This window comes from Pseudomonas sp. LS2P72, assembly GCF_054897865.1.
This window is the reverse complement of the sequence record NZ_CM142708.1, coordinates 4,806,301-4,826,154: the sequence shown is the minus strand read 5'-3', so window position 1 is coordinate 4,826,154 and position 19,854 is coordinate 4,806,301. Positions and strand designations below refer to the sequence as shown.

16 protein-coding genes are annotated in these 19,854 nt (G+C 58.7%); 11 read left to right on the top strand and 5 right to left on the bottom strand.

From position 1 onward, the window contains the following. Positions 1 to 74: 74 nt before the first annotated feature. The 8 genes from clpP (at position 75) to ACYZUA_RS22160 (ending at position 10,499) form a co-directional block, all read left to right on the top strand. Positions 75 to 710 carry an ATP-dependent Clp endopeptidase proteolytic subunit ClpP gene (gene clpP, locus ACYZUA_RS22195; RefSeq protein WP_010458706.1) on the top strand — a complete coding sequence of 212 codons (636 nt, stop codon included), beginning with the start codon at positions 75 to 77 and terminating at the stop codon, positions 708 to 710. 112 nt (positions 711 to 822) lie between these two features. Continuing rightward, a complete protein-coding gene (clpX, locus tag ACYZUA_RS22190) occupies positions 823 to 2,106 on the top strand; it encodes an ATP-dependent Clp protease ATP-binding subunit ClpX (RefSeq protein WP_007946893.1) in 1,284 nt (427 codons plus the stop codon). Between the two features lie 161 nt (positions 2,107 to 2,267). Then, positions 2,268 to 4,664, top strand: a complete 2,397-nt coding sequence (lon, locus tag ACYZUA_RS22185; protein WP_461960614.1) for an endopeptidase La — start codon at positions 2,268 to 2,270, stop codon at positions 4,662 to 4,664. Between the two features lie 147 nt (positions 4,665 to 4,811). Beyond that, positions 4,812 to 5,084: an HU family DNA-binding protein gene (locus ACYZUA_RS22180; RefSeq protein ID WP_002552737.1), complete on the top strand. Its 273-nt coding sequence runs from the start codon at positions 4,812 to 4,814 to the stop codon at positions 5,082 to 5,084. A 233-nt stretch (positions 5,085 to 5,317) separates the two neighbouring features. Further along, entirely contained in the window at positions 5,318 to 7,189 is a 1,872-nt protein-coding gene (locus tag ACYZUA_RS22175) for a SurA N-terminal domain-containing protein (RefSeq protein ID WP_461960613.1), read from the top strand. A 487-nt stretch (positions 7,190 to 7,676) separates the two neighbouring features. Next, positions 7,677 to 9,098: a group II intron reverse transcriptase/maturase gene (ltrA, locus tag ACYZUA_RS22170; RefSeq protein WP_461959972.1), complete on the top strand. Its 1,422-nt coding sequence runs from the start codon at positions 7,677 to 7,679 to the stop codon at positions 9,096 to 9,098. A gap of 241 nt (positions 9,099 to 9,339) precedes the next feature. Further along, the gene (locus ACYZUA_RS22165) at positions 9,340 to 10,167 is read left to right on the top strand and encodes a DUF2242 domain-containing protein (protein WP_461960612.1); all 828 of its coding nucleotides are present in this window, start codon (positions 9,340 to 9,342) and stop codon (positions 10,165 to 10,167) included. 185 nt (positions 10,168 to 10,352) lie between these two features. Next, positions 10,353 to 10,499, top strand: coding sequence for a hypothetical protein (locus ACYZUA_RS22160; protein ID WP_461960611.1), 147 nt, complete (start codon positions 10,353 to 10,355; stop codon positions 10,497 to 10,499). Positions 10,500 to 10,502: 3 nt separating this feature from the next. On the opposite strand, the gene ACYZUA_RS22155 is transcribed toward ACYZUA_RS22160, so the two are convergent. Further along, positions 10,503 to 11,543 (bottom strand): AraC family transcriptional regulator, encoded by a 1,041-nt coding sequence (locus tag ACYZUA_RS22155; RefSeq protein WP_461960610.1) that lies wholly within the window; start codon positions 11,541 to 11,543, stop codon positions 10,503 to 10,505. A 3-nt stretch (positions 11,544 to 11,546) separates the two neighbouring features. After that, a complete protein-coding gene (locus ACYZUA_RS22150; protein WP_461960609.1) occupies positions 11,547 to 12,677 on the bottom strand; it encodes a carbon-nitrogen hydrolase family protein in 1,131 nt (376 codons plus the stop codon). A 209-nt stretch (positions 12,678 to 12,886) separates the two neighbouring features. Between ACYZUA_RS22150 and ACYZUA_RS22145 the strand changes: the two genes are divergently transcribed. Then, positions 12,887 to 14,926, top strand: coding sequence for an oxidoreductase (locus ACYZUA_RS22145; protein ID WP_461960608.1), 2,040 nt, complete (start codon positions 12,887 to 12,889; stop codon positions 14,924 to 14,926). 153 nt (positions 14,927 to 15,079) lie between these two features. Then, positions 15,080 to 16,000 (top strand): 1-aminocyclopropane-1-carboxylate deaminase/D-cysteine desulfhydrase, encoded by a 921-nt coding sequence (locus ACYZUA_RS22140; protein ID WP_461960607.1) that lies wholly within the window; start codon positions 15,080 to 15,082, stop codon positions 15,998 to 16,000. 10 nt (positions 16,001 to 16,010) lie between these two features. Here ACYZUA_RS22140 and ACYZUA_RS22135 read toward each other — a convergent pair whose 3' ends face one another. The 3 genes from ACYZUA_RS22135 to ACYZUA_RS22125 form a co-directional block, all read right to left on the bottom strand. Then, on the bottom strand, positions 16,011 to 16,559 hold the full coding sequence (locus ACYZUA_RS22135; RefSeq protein WP_461960606.1) for a cytochrome b: 549 nt from the start codon (positions 16,557 to 16,559) through the stop codon (positions 16,011 to 16,013). Between the two features lie 186 nt (positions 16,560 to 16,745). Next, the gene (gene phnX, locus ACYZUA_RS22130; protein ID WP_461960605.1) at positions 16,746 to 17,573 is read right to left on the bottom strand and encodes a phosphonoacetaldehyde hydrolase; all 828 of its coding nucleotides are present in this window, start codon (positions 17,571 to 17,573) and stop codon (positions 16,746 to 16,748) included. A gap of 151 nt (positions 17,574 to 17,724) precedes the next feature. Then, the gene (locus ACYZUA_RS22125) at positions 17,725 to 18,834 is read right to left on the bottom strand and encodes a 2-aminoethylphosphonate--pyruvate transaminase (protein ID WP_461960604.1); all 1,110 of its coding nucleotides are present in this window, start codon (positions 18,832 to 18,834) and stop codon (positions 17,725 to 17,727) included. A gap of 109 nt (positions 18,835 to 18,943) precedes the next feature. Here ACYZUA_RS22125 and ACYZUA_RS22120 point away from each other — a divergent pair, with 109 nt between their 5' ends. Beyond that, entirely contained in the window at positions 18,944 to 19,807 is an 864-nt protein-coding gene (locus ACYZUA_RS22120) for a LysR substrate-binding domain-containing protein (RefSeq protein ID WP_461960603.1), read from the top strand. Positions 19,808 to 19,854: the final 47 nt, after the last annotated feature.

Genomic DNA, 19,854 nt, shown 5'->3' with positions numbered 1-19,854 from the left:
TACACACCATAAGCCAGCCTTCGTGCTGGCTTATGCGTATTCAAGACATAACTATTTGGGAGTGACTGCAGAGCATGTTCCGTAATTCGTATATTCAGCAGAACTCTGATATCCAGGCCGCAGGCGGCCTGGTCCCGATGGTTGTCGAGCAGTCTGCTCGTGGCGAGCGCGCCTATGACATCTACTCGCGCCTTCTCAAGGAGCGAGTAATTTTTCTGGTTGGTCCGGTAGAGGACTACATGGCCAACCTGATCTGTGCGCAACTGCTGTTCCTTGAAGCGGAAAACCCGGACAAGGACATCCATCTCTATATCAACTCCCCGGGCGGTTCGGTGACGGCGGGCATGTCGATCTATGACACCATGCAGTTCATCAAGCCAAACGTGTCGACCACCTGTATCGGTCAAGCGTGCAGCATGGGTGCGTTTCTATTGACGGCCGGTGCTGCTGGCAAGCGTTACTGCCTGCCGAACTCGCGTGTGATGATTCACCAGCCACTGGGCGGTTTCCAGGGCCAGGCTTCGGATATCGAAATCCATGCCAAGGAAATCCTCTTCATTCGTGAGCGTCTCAACACGCTGATGGCCAAGCATAGCGGGCATACTCTTGAAGAAATCGAGCGCGATACCAATCGCGATAATTTCATGAGTGCAGAAGCAGCGCGTGAATACGGGTTGATCGATGAAGTCATCAACCAGCGCCCCGCTTAAAATAAGCAGCTCAAAATAGGGTTGGTCGGCGCGTCCGATCATTAGCGGGCTTGAAAAAGCCCGCAATAGCCTTCATCTTGTGTTGCAAGCCTATCGGATTTGGATCGAACGAATGACTGACACCCGCAACGGCGAGGACAACGGCAAGCTGCTCTATTGCTCCTTCTGTGGCAAAAGCCAGCATGAAGTGCGCAAATTGATTGCCGGCCCCTCGGTCTTTATCTGCGACGAGTGCGTCGACCTGTGCAACGACATCATCCGTGAGGAGGTGCAGGAAGCCCAGGCCGAAAGCAGCGCGCATAAATTGCCTTCGCCTAAAGAAATCAGCGGCATCCTTGATCAGTACGTGATTGGTCAGGAGCGTGCGAAAAAGGTTCTGGCCGTAGCGGTGTACAACCACTACAAGCGCCTGAACCAGCGTGACAAAAAGAATGACGATGTCGAACTCGGCAAGAGCAACATCTTGCTGATCGGCCCGACAGGCTCGGGTAAAACCCTGCTTGCCGAAACACTGGCCCGCTTGCTGAACGTTCCGTTCACCATCGCCGACGCAACCACCCTCACCGAGGCAGGTTACGTGGGTGAAGATGTCGAAAACATCATTCAGAAGCTGCTGCAGAAGTGCGATTACGACGTAGAAAAGGCCCAAATGGGCATTGTCTACATCGATGAGATCGACAAGATCTCGCGCAAGTCTGACAACCCGTCGATCACCCGGGACGTTTCCGGTGAAGGCGTGCAGCAGGCCCTGCTCAAGTTGATCGAAGGTACGGTCGCTTCCGTTCCGCCTCAAGGTGGTCGCAAGCATCCGCAGCAGGAATTCCTTCAGGTCGACACCCGTAACATTCTGTTTATCTGCGGTGGTGCGTTCTCCGGTCTGGAAAAGGTTATTCAAAACCGTTCCACCAAGGGCGGCATCGGTTTCAACGCGGAAGTGCGCAGCAAGGAAGAAGGCAAGAAAGTCGGTGAGTCCCTGCGTGAAGTCGAGCCTGACGATCTGGTCAAGTTCGGTCTGATCCCGGAATTCGTCGGTCGTCTGCCGGTACTTGCCACGCTGGACGAGCTTGATGAGGCTGCGCTGATGCAGATTCTCACCGAGCCGAAAAATGCTCTGACCAAACAGTATGCCAAGCTGTTCGAGATGGAAGGTGTAGACCTGGAATTCCGGGCCGACGCTCTGAAATCGGTCGCCAAACGTGCCCTGGAACGCAAAACCGGTGCCCGTGGACTGCGTTCGATTCTCGAAGGTGTATTGCTCGACACTATGTATGAAATCCCCTCGCAGTCCGAGGTGAGTAAAGTAGTGATCGACGAAAGCGTTATAGAAGGCAAGTCCAAGCCACTGTATATCTACGAAAACAGTGAGCCGGCTGCCAAGGCAGCGCCAGACGCCTAAGCGTCACGCTGCTGGAATAAAGAAGGGGCCTTCGGGCCCCTTTGCTTTTTGCGCGTTTTAACACCTTCTTTAAGCTTGTTTTTTTTGAAGGTAGCCCCCATCTTGGTTTCAAGCTCACTTCCATCTGTTTACGGCCTTATGGCCGCCGTAGAGGCGAAATCATGAAGACAACCATCGAATTGCCTCTCCTGCCATTGCGTGATGTTGTGGTTTATCCGCACATGGTTATCCCGCTGTTCGTGGGGCGCGAGAAATCCATCGAAGCCCTCGAGGCAGCGATGACGGGCGACAAGCAGATCCTTCTGCTGGCTCAGAGAAACCCTGCTGACGACGATCCCGGTGAAGAAGCACTTTATCGCGTAGGTACCATTGCGACCGTTCTACAGCTGCTCAAGCTGCCTGACGGCACGGTCAAGGTTTTGGTCGAAGGTGAGCAGCGTGGCGCCGTTGAGCGTTTCAGCGAAGTGGACGGCCACTGCCGTGCCGAAGTCTCATTGATCGACGAAGTCGACGCGCCAGAACGCGAGTCGGAAGTGTTCGTGCGCAGCCTGCTGGCTCAGTTCGAACAATACGTACAGCTGGGCAAGAAAGTCCCCGCTGAGGTCCTGTCGTCGCTCAACAGCATCGACGAGCCAGGCCGCCTGGTCGACACCATGGCCGCGCACATGGCCCTGAAGATCGAGCAGAAGCAGGAAATCCTCGAAATCATTGATTTGTCGGCCCGGGTCGAGCACGTTCTGGCGTTGCTGGATGCCGAGATCGACCTGCTGCAAGTCGAAAAACGCATTCGCGGTCGCGTCAAAAAACAAATGGAGCGCAGCCAGCGCGAGTACTACCTGAATGAGCAGATGAAGGCCATTCAGAAAGAACTCGGCGACAGCGACGAAGTCCACAACGAAATCGAAGAGCTGAAAAAGCGCATCGATGCCGCCGGTCTTCCGAAAGACGCCTTGGCCAAAGCCCAAGGCGAACTGAACAAGTTAAAACAAATGTCGCCAATGTCTGCGGAAGCGACGGTGGTGCGCTCATATATCGACTGGCTGGTTCAGGTGCCGTGGAAGGCGCAGAGCAAAGTGCGTCTGGATCTGGCGCGCGCTGAAGACATTCTCGATGCAGACCACTATGGTCTGGAAGAAGTCAAAGAACGGATCCTCGAATACCTCGCCGTGCAAAAACGCGTGAAGAAAATTCGTGGTCCGGTGTTGTGCCTGGTCGGTCCTCCTGGGGTGGGTAAAACCTCTCTGGCGGAGTCGATTGCTCACGCCACCAACCGCAAATTCGTGCGCATGGCCCTCGGCGGTGTACGTGATGAAGCGGAAATTCGTGGTCATCGCCGTACTTACATCGGTTCGATGCCGGGAAGATTGATTCAAAAAATGACAAAAGTGGGCGTCCGCAACCCGCTGTTCCTGCTCGATGAAATCGACAAAATGGGCAGCGACATGCGTGGCGATCCGGCGTCGGCGTTGCTGGAAGTGCTCGACCCTGAGCAGAACCACAACTTCAACGATCACTATCTGGAAGTCGACTACGACCTGTCCGATGTGATGTTCCTTTGCACCTCGAACTCCATGAACATTCCACCAGCCCTGCTGGACCGGATGGAAGTGATTCGTCTGCCGGGTTACACCGAAGACGAGAAGATCAACATTGCCGTCAAATACCTTTCGCCAAAGCAGATTACTGCCAATGGTTTGAAAAAAGGCGAGCTGGAATTCGACGCTGAAGCAATCCGCGACATCATCCGCTACTACACCCGCGAAGCCGGCGTACGTGGGCTGGAGCGCCAGATTGCCAAGGTTTGCCGCAAGGCGGTCAAAGAGCATGCAATGGAAAAACGCTTCTCGGTGAAGGTCACTGCCGAGATGCTGGAACACTTCCTGGGCGTGCGCAAATTCCGCTACGGTCTGGCCGAATCGCAGGATCAGATCGGTCAGGTGACCGGGCTGGCGTGGACTCAGGTGGGTGGCGAATTGCTGACTATCGAAGCCGCCGTCGTACCGGGTAAAGGCCAGTTGATCAAGACCGGTTCCCTGGGTGACGTCATGGTCGAATCGATCACGGCGGCGCTGACCGTTGTTCGCAGTCGCGCGAAGAGCCTGGGGATTCCCCTGGACTTTCACGAGAAGCGCGACACGCATATCCACATGCCGGAAGGGGCGACCCCGAAGGACGGCCCTAGCGCCGGTGTGGGCATGTGCACGGCTCTGGTGTCGGCATTGACCGGGATCCCTGTGCGCGCGGACGTCGCCATGACTGGCGAAATTACACTGCGTGGTCAGGTGCTGGCGATTGGCGGTTTGAAAGAAAAACTGCTCGCTGCTCACCGTGGCGGAATCAAGACGGTGATCATTCCTGAAGAGAACGTACGCGATCTGAAGGAAATTCCTGACAATATCAAGCAAGATCTGCAGATTAAACCGGTTAAATGGATTGACGAGGTCCTGCAAATTGCGCTGCAATACGCGCCGGAGCCCTTGCCAGATGTAGCTCCAGAGATAGTTGCAAAGGATGAAAAACGCGAGTCTGACTCTAAGGAAAGAATTAGCACGCATTAGTACGCATTTGCCTGGGTGGCTTGTTGACAGCTTTTTAGAGCCCTTGTTATAAAGCGGCTCTTAAGTGTCTGTAGGCCATTCAGCACTCGTTTTTGCTTTCACCAAAAAACTTAGAATCATACTCAAATAGATATAAGGGGACTTAGAGTGAACAAGTCGGAACTGATTGATGCTATCGCTGCATCCGCTGATATCCCGAAAGCTGCTGCTGGCCGTGCGCTGGACGCTGTAATCGAATCCGTCACTGGCGCTCTCAAGGCTGGCGACTCTGTTGTTCTGGTTGGTTTCGGTACTTTCTCCGTAACTGATCGTCCAGCTCGCATTGGTCGCAACCCACAGACCGGTAAGACGCTGGAAATCGCAGCAGCTAAAAAACCAGGTTTCAAAGCCGGTAAAGCACTGAAAGAAGCTGTCAACTAAGTTCGATTCAGGTTTTTGCCTATCCGGGTCGGGGTCATGCCTGACCTGGCAGCGGAGCGGTAGTCCAGTCGGCGAGTCGCCGATCCGAGACACCGAGGCTCGCAAGTTCGAGTCATCGGTCCGCTCCGCCAGTTACGAGAAGGCGCATCCTCGGATGCGCCTTTCTTCTATCCGGATTCTACCCACGCTCCACGGTTGCCTAATTTTGAAGTTCAACCGTTTCTGGGGGACGCATGCTGCAGAATATCAGGGACAATTCACAAGGCTGGATTGCCAAGACCATTATCGGGATCATCGTTGTACTGATGGCTTTCACCGGTATCGAGGCCATTTTCCAGGCGACGACCAACAGCCAGGATGCGGCCAAGGTCAATGGTGAAGAAATTAGCCAAAACGAGCTGAGCCAGGCGGTTGATATGCAACGCCGTCAGCTCATGCAACAGCTGGGCAAGGATTTCGATGCTTCCTTGCTCGATGAAAAAATGCTGCGCGAATCGGCCCTCAAAGGCCTGATCGATCGCAAGCTGCTGCTGCAAGGCGCAGAAGACTCGAAGTTCGCTTTTTCTGAAGCTGCTTTGGACCAGGTGATCCTGCTGACGCCGGAATTCCAGGTTGATGGCAAGTTCAGCCCAGAGCGTTTCGACCAGGTTATTCGCCAACTCGGCTACAGCCGTATGCAATTCCGCCAGATGCTGGCTCAGGAAATGCTGATCGGTCAGCTGCGCGCTGGTCTGGCAGGTAGCGGTTTCGTCACCGACGCACAGGTTCTGGCATTCGCCCGTCTGGAAAAACAGACCCGCGATTTCGCTTCGCTGAACGTCAAGGCTGACCCGGCGGCTGTGAAGCTGACCGACGATGAAGTCAAAGCCTATTACGACGAACACGCCAAGGAATTCATGACGCCGGATCAGGTGGTCATTGATTACCTGGAGTTGAAGAAGGCTTCGTTCTTTGATCAGGTCAGCGTCAAGGACGAAGACCTGCAAGCGGCGTATCAGAAAGAAACCGCGAACCTGTCGGAACAACGCCGGGCCGCGCACATTCTGATCGAAGTGAACGACAAGGTGACCGAAGCGCAAGCCAAGGCCAAGATCGATGAGATCCAGGCGCGTCTGGCAAAAGGCGAGAAGTTCGAAGCTCTGGCCAAGGAGTTCTCTCAGGATCCTGGTTCGGCGAACAACGGCGGTGACCTCGGCTTTGCCGGTCCTGGTGTCTACGATCCAGCCTTCGAAACAGCGCTGTATGCGTTGGCCTCGGATCAGGTCTCGGCGCCGGTTCGGACCGACTTCGGTTTCCACCTGATCAAGCTGTTGGGTGTCGAAGCGCCTGAAGTGCCGACATTCGCCAGCCTGAAAGACAAGTTGACCCGTGAGCTGAAAACCCAGCAGGTCGAGCAGCGTTTCGTCGAGGCGACCAAGCAACTGGAAGACTCGTCGTTCGAAGCCTCCGATCTGGCTCAGCCGGCGCAGGACCTGAAGCTCACTGTTCATACGTCCAAACCGTTCGGCCGTGAAGGTGGCGAAGGTGTTGCGGCCAACCGTGCCGTGATCGCTGCTGCGTTCAGTCCTGAAGTGTTGGATGAGGGTGCCAACAGCACCGCCATCGAACTCGATCCGGAAACCGTGATCGTGCTGCGCGCCAAGGAACACCTGAAGCCTGCACAACTGCCGCTGGAAAGCGTGGCTGCCGGCATTCGCGTGCAATTGGCCAAGGAGCACGCCAGTGCTGCCGCCAAGACCAAGGCTGAAGAGCTGATTGTCAGCCTGCGCGATGCCAAGACTCCGCTGGACAAGGCGATCGACGGTCAGAGCTGGAAAGTGACCCAGGCAGCCACTCGTGGCCAGGAAGGGATTGACCCAACCGTGCTGCAGGCGTTGTTCCGCATGCCCAAGCCTGTCGCCAAGGACAAGCCGACGTTCAGCAGCGTGACCCTGGCCGATGGTAGCCTGGTGATTGTGCGTCTGAACGGCGTGAACGAAGCTGCTGCGCCGACCGAAGAAGAGAAGGCTCAATACCGTCGCTTCCTCGCTTCGCGCATTGGCCAGCAAGACTTTGCGGCCTACCGCAAACTGCTGGAAAGCCAGGCTGAGATCAAACGCTTCTGATGCCTGACTGAGTTTTGCGCTACACAAAGACCCCGGCCGAAAGGCTGGGGTTTTTTATGGGTGCGCCAGGCATGGCGCGTTGCGCGTAAGCGCAACCAGTTTGGCTGTGGTGGCCACGCTGGTGACTTGGAGGTGAGAGTCCTCTACACACCCGGCAAGGGGAAGTGTTAGCCAGAGGCAAGGGTGTCGCGGGTGACTGCGAATCTGAAGGAAGCCCGAGGCAAAATGCTGGCCTGACGAACAGGAAGCGGATAGAGGCGGCGCAGCGGGGTAAGACGGCCCAAATCGTCAAAGCCCAATACTTGCACGGAACGCTGTGACGTAAATCCGACAGGCATAAGCAGGAAGGTCGCGCGAATTACCCTGGGAGATCTGCACGTTTGCCACTGTGCTACCGAGCGTCGAGAGGCGACGGGATGAACGTGCAGAAGTCAGCCGAGGCCGTAGTAAGTGACGAATAACCACGTCACCAAGGGCCGAACAGGTTATGCCGCCAGTAGGCGTCAGAGTCTCGTCGAGTATCGAAATGCAGAAATTTCTCCCAGAGAAGACTGTTACCCCGAGTCCCGGACAGTATCCGAGGATGACGGCTGACAGGGCAGAGGTATCGACGGCGTCTGTGGCGTGGACGAACGCGGAGCCGGACACGCTGATGGCGCGGGTGCTTGCACCGGCGAACCTCAAGCGTGCGTATCACCGCGTGGTCAGCAACAAGGGCGCACCGGGTGCCGATGGCATGACGGTCGATGACTTGGCGGGCTACGTAAAACAGTATTGGCCGACCCTCAAGGATCGGTTGCTGGCCGGTGAGTACCACCCGCAAGGTGTATGCGCCGTCGACATCCCCAAACCCAAAGGCGGCACAAGACAGCTGGGTATCCCCAGCGTCGTGGATCGCCTGATCCAGCAGGCTCTGCTGCAACAGCTCACGCCGATCTTCGACCCGCTGTTCTCGGACTACAGCTACGGTTTTCGTCCGGGCAGAAGCGCCCACCAAGCCCTCGAAACCGCTCGGGACCATGTGGCAGCGGGTCACCGCTGGTGCGTGGAACTTGATCTCGAGAAGTTCTTTGATCGGGTCAACCACGATGTCCTGATGGCTTACGTGACGCGTCAAATCGAAGATAAGCGGGTGCTCGCGCTGATCCGTCGTTACCTCGAAGCGGGAACGATGTCGGGCGGACTCGTCAGCCGACGGCAGGAAGGGACGCCGCAAGGCGGCCCGCTCTCGCCGTTGCTGTCGAACATCCTGCTCAACGAACTCGATCGCGAACTGGAACGGCGAGGCCATCGCTTCGTGCGTTATGCCGACGACGCCAACATTTATGTGCGCAGTCGTCGTGCGGGTGAGCGAGTGTTGGCTGGGGTTGAGCGCTACCTGAATCAGCGTCTGAAACTGACGCTGAATCGGGAAAAGAGCTGCGTAGCACGGCCTTGGGTCTGCGACTACTTGGGCTATGGGATGAGCTGGCATAAACAGCCAAAGCTGAGGGTAGCGAGCATAAGCCTGCACCGCCTACGCGATCGACTCAGGGAAATCTTGCGTCGGATACGGGCTCGCTCAATGAGGTATATCGTCGAGCAAGTAACGCCCGTACTGCGTGGTTGGGCTGGCTACTTCAAGCTGACTCAGAGCAAGCGGCCACTTGAGGAACTGGACGGATGGGTGCGTCACAAACTTCGTTGTGTCATCTGGCGTCAATGGAAGCGGCCCTCTACGAGGGCGCGCAACTTGATACGTTTGGGACTCGACGAGGCGCGGGCGTGGAAATCGGCGACCAATGGCCGAGGCCCATGGTGGAACTCGGGAGCGTCGCATATGAATCAGGCGCTACCGAAGAAGCTGTGGGATCGACTCGGGTTGGTCTCGATACTGGATACGATAAACCGGCTTAGCCGCATAACCTGAACCGCCGTATACGGAACCGTACGTACGGTGGTGTGAGAGGACGGCGGCTGTGAAGCCGCCTCCTACTCGATGTGAAACGAAAGCAGCGCGGGTTACCCGTCGCTTGAGGTATTTACCGCGCGACTTTTTCCTGTAAATGACAGTCAGTAAACTTGTAACTGTTTTAAGACACTAATCGATACTCCGCTAAGCATCGATCTGTTGCACAATACGCCCCGGACCGTTTTCCTCAGGATGTTCAATGTTTAAATCATTTCCCATGCGTGTTGCAGGGCTGGCGTTGGTGCTGGCCGCCGCGGCCGGCTGCTCGTCGAAGAAAGCCCCTATCTACGAACATGAGAATTTCGATGACTCCGGAACGTTTTCGCGCAGCTACCCGGTGACGGATGCGCAGACGTGCGAAGCCGCCCGTCGGGCGTTGCTCAGCCAGGGTTACATCATCACCAGCTCCGACCCGAAACTGGTCAGCGGACACAAAAGCTTCCAGCAGACCGGCGAGACCCACATGGAGATCAGCTTCAGTGTGGTTTGCGCCGATGATGGCAGTGAAGGGCGCCACGCGACGGTGTTCGCCAACGCCCTGCAAGACCGTTATGCGCTGAAGAAGACCAACAACTCCGCCAGCGTTGGTGTAGGCGTGCTGGGCTCTGTGTCGATGCCGATCGGCTCGTCCGACGACTCGATGGTCAAGGTTGCCAGCGAAACCGTATCGTCGCCCAAGTTCTACGAGCGGTTCTTTACCCTGGTCGAGTTGTTCCTGCCGCCGGAAGCGAAAAAGGCCGCGCACATCAAGGAAAAGCCGAAACCCGATCTCGGCGTGCCTGAAGCCAAGGCCGCACCAGCTTCGTTGGCGCCGACCCCGGCACCTGCGGCAGAACCCGCGCCGGCACCCGCTGAAGCTGCTCCAGCAGCCTCTGAGCCGGTTGCACCGCCGCCTGAAGCCGCTCCGATTGCTCCGGCCGAGAATAGCGAGCCGGCGTCGACCACAGAAACGGTCACTCCGCCGCCCCAATCAAATCTGCCTCCACCTACCGAGCCTATTTCGTCTATCCCTGTATCAGGCCAGTAATCGTGCTCTGACGCTGCGGGATCGGGTCAGACGACACCGATCCCGCAGCGCCGCGTCAACCCAGGCCGTTGTCCTACAGCCTGTATCGAAAAAATCCTGTGATAAATTCCTGACGGCCTGCTACGTTTTATCAAGTAGCTGCTGAGCGGCGTGCCTGCGTCATTTTTCTTTCACGTGGGCACTTTATGCTCGGGGCGCTGGTCATTTATTCAGGCGTTTTTTCAACGAGTTGTGGGGGATTCAAAATGGACGATTATCAAGAAGAGCTGCTCGAGTATCAGGCGTTTGAACTGGACCCGCTGGAACCGGCCGAAGACGCTACCGAGCTGTAAGCGTCAAGCGGATTGGCGATGACTGCGGCGAAACTCGCCGGGAGTCTGGCCGCTCCAGCGTTTGAAGGCCCGTTGAAAGGCTTCGGCTGAGGCAAAGCCCAGCAGGTAGGCGATTTCTCCGAACGCCAGTTCGGTATCGCGGATGTAGGTCATGGCCAGGTCGCGACGCGTGTCATTGAGGATCGCGCGAAATTGCGTGCCTTCCTCGGCGAGTTTGCGGCGCAAGGTCCAGGTTGGCAGCTTCAAGCGTGCCGCCACTTCTTCCAGGTCGGGTTCCCGGCCACCATTGAGCAATGGCCCCAGTAACTGAGTGATGCGTTCACGCAGGCTACGGGTGCGTGTCAGTTGCTCCAGTTCCCGCTCACACAGTTGCAGCAAGTGTCGCCAAGTGCTCGGGCAGTGTTCCGGGTTGCGCTGGGCGAGGCTGGCGAGGCTCAAGCGCAGTTGATTGTGTTCGCAGCCAAACTGGATCGGGCAGTCGCCCAGCACTTCATAAGCCGTGCGGTAATCCGTATCTTCAAACTCGATCTCGATGCGTTCGGCCCGCAACGGGGCAGGGCTGATGCTGGACAATTGCTGCAACCAGCCAGCGATGATCGAATCCACCACAAAGCGGTTGTAGGCGTTGTAAGGGCTGATGGAATAAAACCGCAGCCAGGCACCTTGGGCGTCTTCGTGAAAGCTCGATTGACCACGATAGTTGGAGCCATACAAGGCTTCGAAGCGAATCAGGCACCGCGCGGCTTCTCGCACCGTTGGCGCCTGAGCGGCCGTGACCCCGGCCAGGCCGACCTGGCTCAGGCGACTGAGCTGACCCATGCGCAAGCCAAGTGCCGGGTTGTCGGTCAGTTGAATGGCGCTGTGACCCAGGCGCATGTAGCGCGGGATCGAGAGCCGGGCGCTCGCTTCGCTCAGGCGAGCCGCGTCGAGGCCGTATTGTTCGAGCAACGGCTGAGGGTCTGCACCGTGGCTGCGCACGGCGTCGGCCAGGCTATGAACAAAGCCCACCGACAGATCGCCGAGGCGCATCGGCAACGGTTTCATCGGTTACAACCAGAGGTTCAGCAATCGCGCGCCACGGGCATTGCCGTCGGCGAACTGCTGCCCGTTGCTGCTGAGAAAGCTTTGACCGGCGCTGCCCTGATCCCAGAATTGACCGCGCAGGAACACGCTCATGCCGGCGATTGCCTGGCTGCTGGGCGGTTGAGCGGTGAGTGTCAGACGATGCCAGGCCTGACCTTCGCTGAGCTCACCGGCCTTGAGGCTGACGGAGCCAGGCGTCGACAGCCCCTTGTAACCGCGCCACGGTTTGTCCCAGGTGCCGCGCCCGACCACAAACGCCGGGACCGCGACGAACTGCGCACCCTGGTCGTCAAGCTTGCGGTAATTGTCCGGGTACCAGCTGTCGCTGCCGATCAGCACGCCCAGGCGTCCGGCCGGGGTGTCGACGACGTTAAGCGTATGCTCGCCATTGGCGGCGATGACATCATGTTCGGCGAAGATCGGATGCATCTGGCGCTGGGGTTGGCCGATCGGCCGGCCATCGCGACCGAACACCACGCTGCTGTTGTACAACGCGCCGCGGCCGATTTTCAGGGTGCCGTCGATAATGCTGGGCTCGGGTAGCACGATGGAGCCCGCCACCAACGTCACGTGAAATTCTTTCGCCAGACCACCAAACAGCGCCTGGTAGTCCTTGGCCATGCCTTTGGCCTTCATGCGCAGGTGAGCGTCGTCCAGACGTTTTTCGCCCTTGGCGCTGATCAGTGCGCGGACGAACTTCAGTGGGTTACTGACCGCCAGCCAATTCATGGCTTCCTTGAGCGTGGTTGCCTGGTACAGCTCATCTTTCTCGCCGCTGACCATCAACCAGGTGCCGACGTGTTCGGGCAGGACGACGATGGTTTTTTCGTTCAGCAAGCCCTGGTCCTGCGCCTTCTGCATATAGGCCGCCAGCTTGCGGTGCAAGCGTTCGGGGCTTTGATAGTCGGTGGGAAACAGTTCGGGCTGGATGCCCAGCAAGTTGCCGCGATCGGCGGGTGTGCCTTGGTCGACCGCGAGGTTGATGCGCAGGTCCGACAGGTAATGACCCACCGGACGGTCCGCGGCCCACATGGCGTAGGTCGTAAGGGCGGCAATCAATGCCATGGAGAAGGTCAAATACAGAAGTTTGCGCATGGGGAAACAGTCAACGGCCGTGTGCAGGATTCGCGACTAGGGTAGGGCGCATGCCGGCACTTGCCAAGGGGCGCTGCACATTTGGATCAATAAGTTGTCAGTTACGGTCATTGAGTGACGGCGGCGCGGCTCTTAGTCTGTCCAACATGACTGACGGGGGCCGAAGAGCTCCTGCACTTTTTCCGTGATCGCTCGATGTGGAGTTACCGATGGCCGCCGCTCATTACCCGCACCTGTTGGCCCCGCTGGACCTGGGTTTTACCACGCTGCGCAACCGTACCCTGATGGGTTCGATGCACACCGGTCTTGAGGAAAAGCCCGGCGGTTTCGAGCGCATGGCGGCGTACTTCGCCGAACGTGCCCGAGGCGGCGTTGGCCTGATGGTCACCGGCGGTATTGGTCCGAACGATGAGGGCGGGGTGTACTCCGGCGCAGCCAAACTGACCACCGAGGAAGAAGCGCTCAAGCACCGCATCGTCACCCGCGCAGTGCACGAGGCGGGCGGCAAGATCTGCATGCAGATCCTTCACGCCGGGCGTTATGCCTACAGCCCGAAACAAGTCGCGCCGAGCGCCATTCAGGCACCCATCAACCCGTTCAAGCCAAAAGAGCTGGACGAGGAAGGCATCGAGAAGCAGATCAGCGATTTCGTCACCTGTTCGACCCTGGCACAACAGGCCGAGTACGACGGCGTCGAGATCATGGGCTCCGAAGGTTATTTCATTAACCAGTTCCTGGCCGCCCATACCAACCACCGTAATGACCGCTGGGGCGGCAGCTACGAAAACCGCATGCGCCTGCCGGTGGAAATCGTCCGCCGGGTGCGCGAAGCGGTAGGCCCGAATTTCATTATTATCTTCCGCCTGTCGATGCTGGATCTGGTGGAGGGTGGCAGCAGCTGGGAAGAAATTGTAACGCTGGCCAAGGCCATCGAGCAGGCCGGTGCGACCATCATCAACACCGGTATCGGCTGGCACGAAGCGCGGATCCCGACCATCGCCACCAAAGTGCCGCGCGGTGCGTTTAGCAAAGTCACGGCCAAGCTGCGTGGCTCGGTGAGCATTCCGCTGATCACCACCAACCGTATCAACACCCCGGAAGTGGCCGAGCAGATTCTGGCCGAAGGCGATGCCGACATGGTCTCCATGGCGCGGCCGTTCCTCGCCGACCCGGACTTCGTCAACAAGGCCGCTGAAGGTCGCGGCGATGAAATCAACACCTGCATCGGTTGCAACCAGGCCTGCCTGGACCACACCTTTGGCGGCAAGTTGACCAGTTGCCTGGTCAACCCGCGCGCCTGTCACGAAACCGAACTCAATTACCTGCCGGTGCAGCAGATCAAGAAAATCGCGGTGGTCGGTGCCGGGCCTGCGGGGCTGTCCGCGGCGACCGTGGCCGCCGAGCGTGGTCATCAGGTGACGCTGTTTGATTCGGCCAGCGAAATCGGCGGTCAGTTCAACATCGCCAAGCGTGTGCCGGGCAAGGAAGAGTTCTTCGAAACCCTGCGCTACTTCAGCCGCAAACTGCAGACCACCCATGTCGAGGTGTGCCTGAACACCCGTGTTGACGTGGCGAAACTGGTCGAGGGCGGTTACGACGAGATCATTCTCGCCACCGGCATCGCGCCAAGAACTCCGGCGATTCCGGGTGTCGAGAACGCCAAGGTGCTGAGCTACCTGGACGTGATCCTTGAGCGCAAACCGGTGGGCAAACGCGTCGCGGTGATTGGTGCAGGTGGTATCGGATTCGATGTCTCGGAGTTCCTGGTTCACCAGGGCGTGGCCACCAGCCAGAATCGCGAGGCGTTCTGGAAGGAATGGGGCATCGATACGCATCTGGAAGCGCGCGGCGGTGTCGCCGGCATCAAGGCTGAACCCCATGCACCGGCGCGTGAAGTGTTCCTGCTGCAACGCAAGAAATCCAAGGTCGGCGATGGCCTGGGCAAAACCACGGGCTGGATTCACCGCACCGGTCTGAAAAACAAGCAGGTGCAAATGCTCAACAGCGTCGAGTACCTGAAGATCGACGACGAGGGTTTGCACATCCGCATCGGTGAAACTGGCGAGCCGCAAGTGCTGCCGGTGGACAACATCGTGATCTGCGCCGGGCAGGATCCGCTACGTGAATTGCACGAGGGGCTGGTGGCGGCCGGGCAGAACGTGCATTTGATTGGCGGCGCGGATGTAGCTGCTGAATTGGATGCCAAGCGCGCGATCAACCAAGGGTCCCGGTTGGCTGCTGAGTTGTAATAAGCAGGCTCAGCGTGCCAATGGCTTTCGCGAGCAGGCTCGCTCCCACAGTAGATCTTCGGTGCGACATGGATCGAGTGTGGGAGCGAGCCTGCTCGCGAAGGCGTCCTCAGAGCGACTAGAATGCTGGCTCTTCACCCAGAGCCGGCATCGATGCTTCTCCCGCCCAACGACTGGCTACCCCAAGCCCCGCTGCAACCCCTGCAACTCGACTGGCTCACCTCAGCCGGCATCGAAATCGCGATCCTGCGCCTCGACCAGATCGACCCACTGATCAGTGGCAACAAGTGGTTCAAACTCATCGAACATCTGAAAGCCGCTGACCGGATCGGTGCCAAAGGCATCATCAGTCTGGGCGGTGCCCACTCCAATCATCTGCATGCACTGGCCGCCGCAGGCAAACGATTCGGTTTTCGCACCGTTGGCCTGCTGCGCGGTCATCCGCAAGAGACGCCGACGGTGAAAGACTTGCAGGCGTTCGGCATGCAGTTGCATTGGCTCGGTTATGGCGGTTATCGAGCGCGGCACGAGCCGGATTTCTGGCTGCCATGGCAGGCGCAGTATCCGGATCTGCATCCGGTGCCGGAAGGTGGCGGCGGTTTGCCGGGAGCAAAGGGTTGCATGCCGCTGAGGACAATGGTCAGCGCGCAACTGAACGGTCTGGGCTGGAGCGACTACGACGGCTGGTGGCTGGCCTGCGGAACGGGCACGACCCTGGCCGGTCTGGTGCTGGCCGAGGCGGGTGAACACCCGGTGTATGGCGCGCTGGCGGTGCCCGACGATCATGGGGTGGCGCAGCAGGTCGAATCGATTGTGCAAGAGGCGGGTTTACACAATCGCGCCGCTTATGAATTGTTCGACGCCAGCCGTGGCGGCTTTGCCAAAGTCGATCCGCTGTTGCTCGAATTCATCGATCAGACCGAACAGGCCAGCGGCATTCCCCTCGAACCGCTGTACACCGGAAAAGCCCTGTTGGCACTCAAGCAGCAAGTCGAAGCCGGAAGATTGGAAAAGGGCACGCACCTGATCTTCATCCATACCGGCGGTTTGCAGGGCCGCCGGGGTTTCCAGTGAGCGGCGGGGTTCACCCGCGCTTGGGCATCATTCGCAGCAAGGTGTTATCGCGCACCACATAGTGGTGATAAATCCCCGCCACGGCGTGCAGGCCGATCAGCCAGTATCCAATGGTGCCGCCGAGTTCATGCCAACCCTCGATCTGCTTGGCGAACGTCTTGTCCTCCGCGATCAGCAACGGCAGGTCGAAGCCGTAGAACATCACTTGGTGCCCTTTTGCGCTGGTGACCAGCCAGCCCAGAATCGGCATCGCGATCATGAAAATGTACAGCGCCCAGTGCATCAGTTTGGCCAACACGGTCTGCCAGTGAGGCGAGGCCGGAAAGATTTGCGGTGCCGGGCCCAGGCTGCGCGCGAACAAGCGCAACCACACCAGTACGAACACGGTCAGACCGAGCATAAAGTGCGATTCAACGATCAGCGTCCGCCCGCCACTGCCTTTTGGAAAGATCCCGCGAAATTCGATGCAGGCGTAAACCAGCGCCAGCAGGACCAGCATCAACCAATGCAGGGTGATCGATACGGTGCTGTAGCGTGAGTCGGAGTTCTTCCAGGGCATACGGTGTTCCTCACAGGTCAGGTCGAGCCACCGTTCTTGTTCGACGGTGTGCCTTAACTGTAATCCGCTTTGGTGGAGTTGCCTGTGGCTATGTGGGCGTTCAATGCTCTGGATCAAGTGATTGGCCACAAAAAAGCGCCAGTTCCGTACAGGAGCTGGCGCTTTTTTAAGCAGCGACAGGCGCAATCAGCTGGTTTGTGGCATCTCGCCCTTGGCCAGGCGCTGGTTGATATCGGCGATCACTTCCGGCAAATCGGTGATGGTGTCGATCATGTAGTGTGGCCGCGAGCCTTCGAACATCCTGTGGATGCGCTTGCGTTCGCTGGCCAGTTGGTCGCTGCCGAGGGCGCGGTAACCTTCGTAGTCCAGGCCCAGCGCGTTGCCCGAGCAGATCAGCGCCACGGTCCACATGCCGGCGCGACGACCTTCAAGAATGCCCGGCACGGTGTCGTCGATCTTCACGCAGGCGGCGACATCATCGATGCCCAGCGCAATTACGTTGGCCAGTGCCTGGGCCGGCCATGGGCGGCCGTTGGGTACTTCGTCGGTGGCAACCACGTGGTCGGCGACATAACCGTTGGTGGCGGCCAGTTCGACAACTTTGTCCATGACCTGTTTTGGATAGCCGGAGCAGGAACCGATCTTGATCCCTTGCTGGCGAAGATTGGCGATGGTGTCCAATGCGCCCGGAATCAGCGCCGAGTGCTCGGCGATTTTCTCGATTTGCAGCGGCATGAAGCGTTTGTAGATGGCGGTGACGTCATCGTCGGTCGGCGTACGGCCGAACACCGCGCGATAACGCTCGGCGACTTGCGGCTGATCGCACAGGGTGCGGATGTGATCCCACTTGCCCATGCCCATCGGCCCGCGGGCCTCTTCGATGGACACCTGGACGTCGAACTCGGCGAAGGCTTCGACAAAAATCTGCGTCGGCGCGAAGGAGCCGAAGTCGACCACGGTGCCGGCCCAGTCGAGGATGGCGGCTTGCAGCTTGGTTGGGTTTGCGTAGTTCATGGTGATCAAGTCCTGTGGCAACTGGCTAATAGAGGCGCTGCTTTTGTGGGAGTGAGCCTGCTCGCGATGGGGCCCTGTCAGTCGACATCAAGGGTGAATGTCAGACCGCTATCGCGAGCAGGCTCGCTCCCACATTAGATCGCGGTGTGAATCAGATTTCTAAGACTTCCATCTCGCGCAGCACTTCGGCGATCGCCGCCACGGCCGCGCGCATCTCGTCCTGGTTGACGTGGCCGATGCAGCCGACGCGGAAGGTTTCGACCTGGGTCAATTTGCCGGGGTAGAGGATGAAACCCTTGGCCTTGACGCGTTCGTAGAATTCCTTGAACTGGTAGCGCGGATCTTTCGGTGCATGAAAGGTGACGATGATCGGCGCCTGAATCTCGGCGGGCAGGAAGCTGCGCAGTCCGAGTTTGGCCATGTCATCGAGCAACACTTGGCAGTTGTTGGCATAGCGCTGATGCCGGACGGGCAAACCACCTTCTTCGTTGTATTGCAGCAGGGCTTCGTGCAGCGCGGCGACCACGTGGGTCGGCGGGGTGAAGCGCCATTGGCCGGTCTTGGCCATGTAGGTGTGCTGGTCGAAAAGGTCCATCGCCAGCGAGTGCGAGTTGCCGGCGGCATTGGCCAGCGCTTCTTTGCGAGCAAAGACGAAGCCCATTCCCGGTACGCCTTCCAGGCATTTGCCCGAAGCGGCGATCAGCGCATCGAACGGCACCTGTTGCGCATCAATCGGCAGCGCGCCGAAGGAACTCATGGCGTCGATGATCAGGCGTTTGCCGTGTTGCGCGATGACGTGGGCGATTTCCGGCAGCGGGTTGAGGATCCCGGTGCTGGTTTCGCAGTGAATCAGTGCGATGTGGGTGATGCTGGCGTCGGCACGCAGCAGGCGGTCGACGTCGGCGGCGGTGGTCGGCTCGTCTTCGGCGGTTTCGAAGGTGCTGAAGGAGCGGCCGAGCACTTCGCAGATTTTCGCCAGGCGTTTGCCGTAGGCGCCATTGATCAGCACCAGGACTTTGCCGTCGCGAGGCACCAGCGTGCCGATTGCCGCTTCGACCGCGAAGGTTCCGCTGCCTTGCAGGGGCACACAGTGGTGGCTATCGCCGCCGTTGATGATCGCCAGCAGTTGTTCGCACAGGCTGGCGGTCAGTTGATTGAAGCGGTCATCCCATGAACCCCAGTCGACCATCATCGCCTGACGGGTGCGGGCCGATGTGGTCAGTGGGCCGGGGGTGAGCAGGATGGGTTCGGCGGTACTCATTCTCGTGTCCTCGCAATCGATGGGATGAAGCTACGGGGCTTAAATTGCAATTTGCCGAGCTATCAATCAAATTGTTTGTTGTTATGCCAGCCATCAGTGAGGGTTATTCATGAATCTGTTCCAGCTCCGCGCATTCGATGCGGTGGCCCGCGAGGGCAGCTTCACCCGGGCCGCCGCGCGACTGTTCATCAGCCAACCGGCGGTCACCGGGCACATCAAGGCGCTGGAGGAGCATTACCAGATCACGTTGTTGCGACGCACCGCGCGACGGGTGGAGCTGACGGAGGAGGGCACCAAACTGGCCGCGATCACCCGGGCGATGTTCGGTCTGGCTGAAGAAGCGCAGGTGATGCTCGAGGCCAACCGGCAGTTGCTGACTGGGCGTCTGGAGGTTGCGGCGGACGGACCGCACATGGTCATGCCGATGCTCGCCAATTTGCGCGCGCGGTATCCCGGCATTACCGTGAACCTGCGGCTGGGCAATGCTCAGGAAACCCTGGCGGCGTTGTTGTCGGAGCATGCCGACGTGGCGGTGCTGACCGAAGTCGCACCGCGCAAGGGGCTGCATTTGCAAGACTTGAGCGAATCACGGATTTGTGCGCTGGTGCCCGACGGTCATCCTTGGGCGCAGATGTCCAAGGGGGTGCCGCTCAAGGCTCTGGATCAGGTGATCATGGTGTTGCGCGAGCCGAGTTCGATCACCCGGCGCACCTTCGACGAGGCGTGCGCGGCGGCGTTGGTCAGTCCACGGGTGTTATTGGAGCTGGACAGTCGCGAGGCGGTGACCGAAGCCGTCGCCGCAGAGTTGGGGGTCGGCGTGGTATCGTCGGTGGAGGTCAGTCATGACCCGCGGGTGGTGGCGGTGCCGATTCTTGGCGATGGGTTGGTGAATCGACACATGATTGGCTGCATGGAGCGGCGGCGGGATTTGCGTTTGATACAGGCGTTTTTTGGACTAGCACCTTCCAGATAAACCGAGGCGCGGCCATCGCGGGCAAGCCTTGCTCCTACGGGAGGAAA